General features: G+C 28.6%; 8 protein-coding genes and 1 tRNA gene. 2 read left to right on the forward strand and 7 right to left on the reverse strand.

The window, feature by feature from the left end:
• Nucleotides 1-1286 (forward strand): ATP-dependent DNA helicase RecG (locus ACTT9D_RS06180; RefSeq protein ID WP_440930917.1); only part of this gene is annotated, 1286 nt, incomplete at its 5' end.
• On the opposite strand, the gene ACTT9D_RS06185 is transcribed toward ACTT9D_RS06180, so the two are convergent.
• Nucleotides 1283-1894 (reverse strand): DUF502 domain-containing protein, encoded by a 612-nt coding sequence (locus ACTT9D_RS06185; protein WP_440930918.1) that lies wholly within the window; start codon nucleotides 1892-1894, stop codon nucleotides 1283-1285. The two genes, ACTT9D_RS06180 and ACTT9D_RS06185, sit on opposite strands and share 4 nt — an antisense overlap.
• Before the next feature lie 114 nt (nucleotides 1895-2008).
• Here ACTT9D_RS06185 and ACTT9D_RS06190 point away from each other — a divergent pair, with 114 nt between their 5' ends.
• Nucleotides 2009-2836, forward strand: coding sequence for a M48 family metallopeptidase (locus ACTT9D_RS06190; protein ID WP_440930919.1), 828 nt, complete (start codon nucleotides 2009-2011; stop codon nucleotides 2834-2836).
• Nucleotides 2837-2839: 3 nt separating this feature from the next.
• On the opposite strand, the gene ACTT9D_RS06195 is transcribed toward ACTT9D_RS06190, so the two are convergent.
• From ACTT9D_RS06195 to ssb, 6 genes are all read right to left on the reverse strand, one after another.
• Nucleotides 2840-2915, reverse strand: a tRNA-Lys gene (locus ACTT9D_RS06195).
• Nucleotides 2916-2995: 80 nt separating this feature from the next.
• A complete protein-coding gene (tgt, locus tag ACTT9D_RS06200) occupies nucleotides 2996-4108 on the reverse strand; it encodes a tRNA guanosine(34) transglycosylase Tgt (RefSeq protein WP_440930920.1) in 1113 nt (370 codons plus the stop codon).
• Between the two features lie 12 nt (nucleotides 4109-4120).
• On the reverse strand, nucleotides 4121-4681 hold the full coding sequence (locus ACTT9D_RS06205) for a peptidylprolyl isomerase (protein WP_440930921.1): 561 nt from the start codon (nucleotides 4679-4681) through the stop codon (nucleotides 4121-4123).
• The gene (coaD, locus tag ACTT9D_RS06210) at nucleotides 4678-5169 is read right to left on the reverse strand and encodes a pantetheine-phosphate adenylyltransferase (protein ID WP_440930922.1); all 492 of its coding nucleotides are present in this window, start codon (nucleotides 5167-5169) and stop codon (nucleotides 4678-4680) included. The genes ACTT9D_RS06205 and coaD overlap by 4 nt, the downstream gene beginning before the upstream one ends.
• Nucleotides 5169-7748, reverse strand: coding sequence for a DNA gyrase subunit A (gene gyrA / locus ACTT9D_RS06215; protein WP_440930923.1), 2580 nt, complete (start codon nucleotides 7746-7748; stop codon nucleotides 5169-5171). The genes coaD and gyrA overlap by 1 nt, the downstream gene beginning before the upstream one ends.
• 7 nt (nucleotides 7749-7755) lie before the next feature.
• Nucleotides 7756-8214, reverse strand: coding sequence for a single-stranded DNA-binding protein (gene ssb / locus ACTT9D_RS06220; RefSeq protein ID WP_440930924.1), 459 nt, complete (start codon nucleotides 8212-8214; stop codon nucleotides 7756-7758).
• Between the last annotated feature and the right edge of the window lie 27 nt (nucleotides 8215-8241).

Below are 8241 nucleotides of genomic sequence, written 5' to 3' on the forward strand. Positions count from 1 at the left end.
TTTCTAAATTAAAATTCAAACTTACTAATGATCAAATTAAAGCATTAATCGAAATAAATGATGATTTAAAATCAGAAAATAAGATGTTTCGATTGTTACAAGGTGATGTTGGAAGTGGAAAAACAATCGTGTCTTTAATTGCGTCTTTGAACTCAATTAAAGCTGGTTTTCAAGTTGCTTTTATGGCGCCAACAGAAATACTTGCGAGACAACATTATAATTTAGCGAAAGAACTATTTGATAATAAGATAAATCTAGATTTATTATCTAGTAAATCTGAAAATAAGAATAAAAAAATTATTATTAAAAAATTAAGTGAAAATAAAATAGACTTGATATTTGGAACACATGCAATTTTTCAAAATAAAATTCAATTTAAAAAGTTAGGTTTAGTGATAATAGATGAACAACATAAATTTGGTGTTAATCAACGTAAGAAATTATCTGACAAAGGTGGTGAGAATTGTGACGTATTACTAATGTCTGCTACACCAATACCAAGAACATTAACTATGACAATTTATGGAGATATGGATGTTTCTATAATAAGAGAAAAACCAAAATCAAGAAAAGAGGTTAAAACATATAGTAAACTAGATAGCAAAATCGATGATGTATTAAAATTTATAAAAAAAGAAATAAATAATGATAACCAAATTTTTTGGGTTTGCCCACTTATTGAAGAGTCAAAAAAAATTGATCATGAGTCTGCTGTATCAAAATTTAAATTTTTATCTAAAATTTTTCCTGATCAAGTAGCATTACTTCATGGTAAAACTGATTTTGATGAAAAAGAAAAGATCTTGAATAATTTTTTAAAAAAAAAATATAAAATATTGGTATCTACAACAGTAATTGAAGTTGGTATAGATTTTCCTAACGCCACTGTAATTGTAATTGAGAATGCAAATAAATTTGGAATTTCCCAACTTCATCAACTTAGAGGACGTGTTGGAAGAGGCTCTAAACAATCTAATTGTATATTAATGTTTAAATCTAATCTTAGTGAAAATGCAAAAAAAAGAATTAAAATATTAAAATCATCTAATGATGGTTTTAAAATTTCAGAGGAAGATATGAAATTAAGAGGTTACGGTGACATTTTAGGTTTTAAACAAAGCGGTGTAAAAACATTTAAACTAGCTGATCCAATTCATAACAGTGACTTGTTTAAAGTTGCTGAAAAGGAAATTAATAGAATTGAAAAAGAAAATGAAGATGTAAGTGATTTCAAACCTTTACTTAAACTATATGATAGAGCTGATATAATTAATGATATAGTTTAACTCTTAATATTAGAAGTACCAGCAGAAACAATAAATTTAGATGCTTCTTCAAAGCTCATATTAAGATAAATCACTTCATCTATTGGAAACATTAGTAAAAAACCACTAGTTGGGTTAGGCGTTGTTGGGACAAAAACATTAATCAATTTTTTATTAACTTTTTTTGACATTTCACCATCATTTTCTTTTGTAGCAAAACCTACTGCCCAAACTCCTTTTCTAGGATATTCGATTAAAACAACACTTTTTTTATTATCATCTTTTTTGGAAAAAGTTTCTGTCATTTGAACTATTGCTGAATAAACAGTTCTTAAAAAAGGAATTCTTTTGAATAGATCATCAATTAGTTTTAACAATCTTTTTCCTAGAAAAGATAATGAAAGACCGCCTACAAAAGTTATAAATATAATTGATATTAAAATTTCTATTCCTGGAACTTCAAATGGTAAATAGCTATTTGGATTAATATTTTTTGGTAATATCTTTGATGAGATATTAATTAGAATTTTACTTAAATATAAGGTAAAACCAATTGGAATTAAAACAACAACTCCAGCAATGAAATAATTTCTAAGTATTAAAGATAAAGATCTTTTTTTTTTACCCATTTTAATCTTTAGTTATAGCTCGAGAAAATAACAAAACTAATTGCAATTATAAAAAGTACCGCTAAAATTTTGTTATTTAGATTCATATAAACTATATTAACAATTAATTATAAAATGGATAGAAGAAAATTTTTAACTTATGCTGGTTGTGGTTGTTGTTCAATATTTCTTAATTCTTGTGCAACTGCACCAATTACAGAGAGAAAACAATTAAAGATTATACCAGAGGCAAAATTAAACGCTCAAGCTGCTCAAGCTTATGAGCAAATTAAAGAAAAAGAAAAACTGAGTGATGATTTGAATAAATTAAACGAAATTAAAGAAATAGGAAAAAAAATGGAAGATTCAATTAGTGAATATTTTTCTAGATCGAACATAAATGATCCAACATTAAATTTTGATTGGGAATATATTTTAATTGATAACGATAAAATTAGAAATGCTTGGTGTATGCCTGGTGGTAAAATAGCTGTATACACAGGTATACTAGATGTCACCAAAAATACAAATGGTCTTGCAGCAGTCATGGGTCATGAAATAGCTCATGCAGTTGCCAAACATTCTGTAGAAAGAGCTAGTAGAGGTGTTTTACTAAATACAGGAACAAGAGTTTTAGATATTTTTAGCGGGGGTATTTTATCTGACATAAATAGAACAACAGGCATGGACACTGTAGGTTTGTTGTCCCAATTAGGAATAATGAATCCATTTAATAGAAAACAGGAAAGTGAAGCAGATTACTTGGGAATGATTTTTGCCTCTTTATCTGGTTATGATATACGAGAAACAAGAAAAATTTGGGAAAGAATGAAAGAATTCAATAAAGGAAAAGAAACACCAGAATTTATGAGCACGCATCCTTCATCTGACAATAGAATTAAGAATATAGATGGATGGGTAAATGAAATAATAATTGATTATCCACCAATAAAATTATCTTGAAAGTGGTGAGCCGTGCTGGGCTCGAACCAGCGACCCATTCCTTAAAAGGGAATTGCTCTACCAACTGAGCTAACGGCCCACAAATCAAATTGATTGTGTGTTATATACAGAATTATTTCCATATATCAAATGACAATTTTGACAAATCCTAAGATATTATTACAACTTATCAATGTATTTATCATGAAATTCATCAAAAGTGCCTTTTTGAATATTCTCTCTAATTGACTGCATTAATTCTTGATAAAAATTGATATTATGAAGAGTTAACAACATTGAAGCTAAGATTTCATTAGTGTTGAACAAATGATTCAAATAATTTTTGCTATATTTATTTAAACTAAAATTTTTACAGTTTTTATCTAAAGGAGTGTTATCTGATTGATATTTATTATTTTTAATATTTACTCTACCATCCCAAGTGAAAGCTAAGCCAGTTCTTCCAGATCTAGATGGTAATACACAATCAAACATATCAATACCTCTTTTTACAGCTCCTAAAATATCTGAAGGAGTGCCAACACCCATTAAATAATGAGGTTTTTCTTCTGGAAGATGATCTTTTATTCCATCTAATACATTAAACATTTCATCTTGTGTTTCTCCAACTGCTAAACCACCAATAGCATAACCATCAAAATTTATTTTTTGAAGGCCATCTAAAGATTGTAATCTAAGATCATTAAACAAACCTCCTTGTACGATGCCAAATAATGCTTTGTGAGGGTTTTTTCCAAATGCTTTTTTAGATCTTTCTGCCCAGTATAAAGACAGCTCCATTGAATTTTTAATTATTTTGTAGTCAGTTGTTTTTTTTGGACACTCATCCATAATCATAACAATGTCAGAATTTAAACCTAATTGAATTCGTATACTTTCTTCAGGGCTTAAGTAATATTTCTTTCCATCAACGTGAGAATTAAATATTGCACCTTTTTCTCTATCAATCTTATTTAACTTGGATAAAGACATCACTTGAAAACCACCAGAGTCTGTCAAAATTGGTAGACTACAATTCATAAATTGGTGTAGTCCACCAGCACACATAACACGTTCTACTCCAGGCCTTATCATCAAATGATAAGTATTTGATAATATTATATCTGAACCAGTTTTTTTTATATCATCTATAAAACAAGCTTTGACTGTAGCTTGAGTACCAACTGGCATAAAAGCTGGTGTTCTTATATTACCTCTATGGGTTTCAATTATACCATGACGGGCATAATTATCTTTATTCAAAAGTTTGAAGGCAAAATTCTTTAATGCCATCTAATAAATAAACTATAGAGATTTAAAGCTTATAATTTTATCAGGATCGTCAACAGCACCATTATTATTACTATCACCTCTTTTAATGCTATCAACATGCTCCATACCTTCGATAACTTTTCCAAAAACAGTATACTGTCTATCTAAGAAAGGGGCTGGTTTAAAACAAATAAAAAACTGACTATTTGCACTGTTTGGATCTTGTGATCTTGCCATTGATAAAGTTCCTCTGTCATGAGGTAAACTATTAAATTCTTGTTTTAAATCAGGTAGATCAGATCCACCCATACCTGCTCTTCTTAAATCAAAATTATCATTTGAAGAATTACCAAATTGTACATCACCTGTTTGAGCCATAAAACCATCAATTACTCTATGAAAAACTACACCATCATATTTACCACTATCAGCTAGTTCTTTAATTCTTTTGACATGATTAGGGGCAACATCCGGAAATAACTCAATTTTTACATCTCCATCTTTTAATTTTAAAATCATTATATTCTCCTCAGCTATTGATTGATTGGTTAATAAAAAAAGTAAAACAAATAAATTTATTAAAATTTTTTTCATATTTTTTCTTTTAAAGATTTTATTGTACTTTTGGTAGTAAATTTTCCTATGTTTCCATTTAATTTTACTATTTCTTTAACAAATCGAGATGAAATAATTTGGTTTTCTACATCTGACATCAAAAATAATGTTTCTATATTAGAGTTTAATTTCCTATTCATTCCAGCTAATTGAAACTCATATTCAAAATCTGACACGGCTCTTAAACCTCTTAATATAATATTAGATTTATACTTTTTACATAAATCAGTTGTTAACGATGTAAATGATACAATTACAATTTTTTTCTTATTTAGTTTAAGATCTTTAAAGAGAGCATTTTTTACTATCTGTATTCTTTCTTCGGAATTAAATAGATAAGATTTATTATTTACATCTGATACACCAACAATTATTCTATCAAATAATTTTAGTCCTTTTTTAATTACATCTATATGACCAAAAGTTATTGGATCAAATGTTCCAGGGTATATAGCAGTTTTTGACATTAAATTAAGTTATCATCAATTTTCGTGGCTGAAACAACTTTTTCATCACCAGACAATTTGATAATTCTAACACCTTGAGTATTTCTTCCAGCTGTTCTTATTTCTTTAACAGCAACTCTAATAACTCTTCCTTTATTAGTTGAAATTATAATATCATCACCATCATAAACTGGAAAAGAAGATGCTATGTTTCCATTTCTTGCAGAATTTACAATACCAATTATACCTTTGCCACCTCTATTGGTAACTCGGTAATCATAATGAGATGTTTTTTTTCCATAACCATTTTCTGTTATTGATAAAATAAATTTTTCCTTTGCTTTTAATTCTGCTTTATCAGCAGATGATTGTTTGCTATTTTTAGATGCTTTATCGTTTTGAATAATTGATAGAGATACAATTTGATCATCTTTAGCAAGATCAATACCTCTAATTCCTTTAGAAGATCTACCTTTAAAAACCCTTAATTTCTTAGTTTCAAATCTAATACATTTACCTAATTTAGTACTTAACATTGCGTCTTGATCATCTCTACAAATTTTTACACCAACTATTCTATCGTTCGGGTCTAATTTCATTGCAATTTTTCCAGAAGCGTTAATTGAAGAAAAATCTTCTAGACTATTTTTTCTAACTTTTCCCTGTGCAGTAGCAAATATAATCATCAAATCTTTTGATTCTGGATCGTCTTCAGGAAAAGGCATAATAGAGCTTATAGACTGGTGGCTTTTTAAAGGTAAAATATTGAATAAAGATTTCCCTTTTGAAACAGATGATCCCTCAGGAATTTTCCATGCTTTAATTTTGTAAACTAATCCTTCTGTTGAAAAAAATAATACAGATGTATGAGTATTAACAGACAATGTTTGAACAACTGAGTCTTCTTGTCTTGTTGTTATTCCAGTCTTTCCTTTTCCACCTCTTTTTTGTTGCTTAACATTGTTTAGTGATCCTCTTTTAATATAACCTTGAAGTGTAACTGTTATGAATACAGCTTCTTTTTGAATTGTTTCTTCAATATCATAATTTAACACCGCATCTATGATATCAGTTCTCCTTTTTACTGAAAATTTTTCTTTAATATTTTTAAGTTCGTCACTAATAACTTTTAAAAGTTCTTTTTTCGAAGAAATAATCTTTTTGTATTTTGTTATTAATTCTGCAAGTTTCTTTATTTCGACTTCAATTTCATTTATTCCTAAAGCTGTTAATTTTTGTAATCTTAATTCTAAGATAGCAACTACTTGAGGTTCAGATAAACTATAAGCTCCCTTAGATCTTTTATTTTCAACTAAAGAAATTAATTTCTGTGATTTATTTATTTTCCATTTAGTAGATAAAATTGCTTTCTTTGCATCATCAGGTGTTTTTGAAGATCTAATAATTTTAATTATTTTATCTAGGTTCTCTACCGAAACAGATAAGCCAATAAGTATATGAGCTCTCTCTTCTGCTTTTTGAAGATCAAATTTTGTTTTTTTAATTACAACATCTTCTCTAAAAGATAAAAAATTTGTTAAAAAATCTTTTAGATTACACGTTTGAGGTTTCCCATCAACAATTGCTAAAGTATTAAAACCAAATGAACTTTCAATTTGAGTATTTTTATAAAGTTGTCTCTTAACAGTTTCAGGTTCTACACCATTTCTTAAATCAATTGCTACTCTTATTCCTTCTCTACTTGACTCGTCTCTTATGTCTTTAATTCCCTCAATTTTTTTTTCTCTAACTAATTGAGCTATTCTTTCATTTAATACGGATTTGTTAACTTGATAAGGAATTGATGTTATAACAAGTCTCTCTCTTCCATTTTTCATTTGTTCTATAGATATTTGACCTCTTACTTTAAAAGAACCTCTTCCTTTACTGTAACCTTGTTTAATAATATCTTTACCAATAATTACACCACCAGTTGGAAAATCAGGTCCAGGTATGTGTTTCATTAATTGTTTAACTGTAATTTCTTTGTTATCAATTAAAGCTAAAGTGCCGTCAATTATCTCACCAAGATTATGTGGTGGAATACTAGTTGCCATTCCTACTGCTATACCACCTGCTCCGTTTACTAAAAGATTTGGATATTGAGCAGGTAAAACAGAAGGCTCTTTCTCAGTTTCATCGTAATTACTTTTAAAAGAAATTGTATTTTTTTCTATGTCATCAATTAAAAATTGAGCTACTTTGGACAATCTTGTTTCGGTATACCTCATTGCTGCAGCTGGATCTCCATCTATTGAACCAAAGTTACCTTGACCATCTACTAATGGTAAACTCATTGAAAAATCTTGAACCATTCTCACTAATGCATCATAAACAGATTGATCACCATGAGGATGATATTTACCTATAACATCCCCGACTATTCTTGCAGATTTTCTAAATTGTTTAGACCAATCATATCCACCTTTGTACATTGCATACAGAATTCTTCTATGAACTGGTTTTAATCCATCTCTAATATCAGGTAGAGCTCTAGAAACAATTACACTCATTGCATAAGATAAATATGATGAGCTCATCTCATCATGCATTGAGATCAGTTTTATATTATTGTCTTTAGGTAATTCTGTTTTTTGCATTACTTAATTAAAAAGGAATATCATCGTCCATTTCATTTGATACTTGTGAATTATCAGACATATCATTTGAAATTTGAGACATTGAGTCATTTTGAATCCCGCCAGACCCACTTCCGCCACCTAACATTGTTAGTGAAGAATTATAACCTTGGATTACAATTTCAGTAGAATATTTATCTTGTCCAGATTGTTCATCTTTCCATTTTCTAGTTGCAATTTGACCTTCAACATAAATTTGTGCACCTTTTTTTAAATATTGTTGAACTACGTTTACTAAACCTTCATTAAATACAACTACACGGTGCCATTCTGTTTTTTCTTTTTTTTCACCTGTATTTTTGTCTTTCCAACTTTGACTAGTTGCTAAACTTAATCTAGCAACACTTTTACCGTTAACCATTTGTTTGATTTCTGGGTCTGCGCCTAAACGACCAATTAATAATACTTTATTTAAACTTCCTGCCATAATATTTTAATATTTGTTAATTAAATT

Source organism: Candidatus Pelagibacter sp. (genome assembly GCF_052049815.1).
In the GTDB taxonomy this organism is placed as follows: Bacteria; Pseudomonadota; Alphaproteobacteria; order Pelagibacterales; family Pelagibacteraceae; genus Pelagibacter.

Excerpts from the sequence above, each read along its gene's own strand:
- ssb (WP_440930924.1), bottom strand. The coding sequence starts at position 8,214 with ATGGCAGGAAGTTTAAATAAAGTATTATTAATTGGTCGTTTAGGCGCA.
- coaD (WP_440930922.1), bottom strand. The coding sequence starts at position 5,169 with ATGTCAAAAACTGCTATATACCCTGGAACATTTGATCCAATAACTTTT.
- ACTT9D_RS06185 (WP_440930918.1), bottom strand. The coding sequence starts at position 1,894 with ATGGGTAAAAAAAAAAGATCTTTATCTTTAATACTTAGAAATTATTTC.
- gyrA (WP_440930923.1), bottom strand. The coding sequence starts at position 7,748 with ATGCAAAAAACAGAATTACCTAAAGACAATAATATAAAACTGATCTCA.
- ACTT9D_RS06205 (WP_440930921.1), bottom strand. The coding sequence starts at position 4,681 with ATGAAAAAAATTTTAATAAATTTATTTGTTTTACTTTTTTTATTAACC.
- tgt (WP_440930920.1), bottom strand. The coding sequence starts at position 4,108 with ATGGCATTAAAGAATTTTGCCTTCAAACTTTTGAATAAAGATAATTAT.
- ACTT9D_RS06190 (WP_440930919.1), top strand. The coding sequence starts at position 2,009 with ATGGATAGAAGAAAATTTTTAACTTATGCTGGTTGTGGTTGTTGTTCA.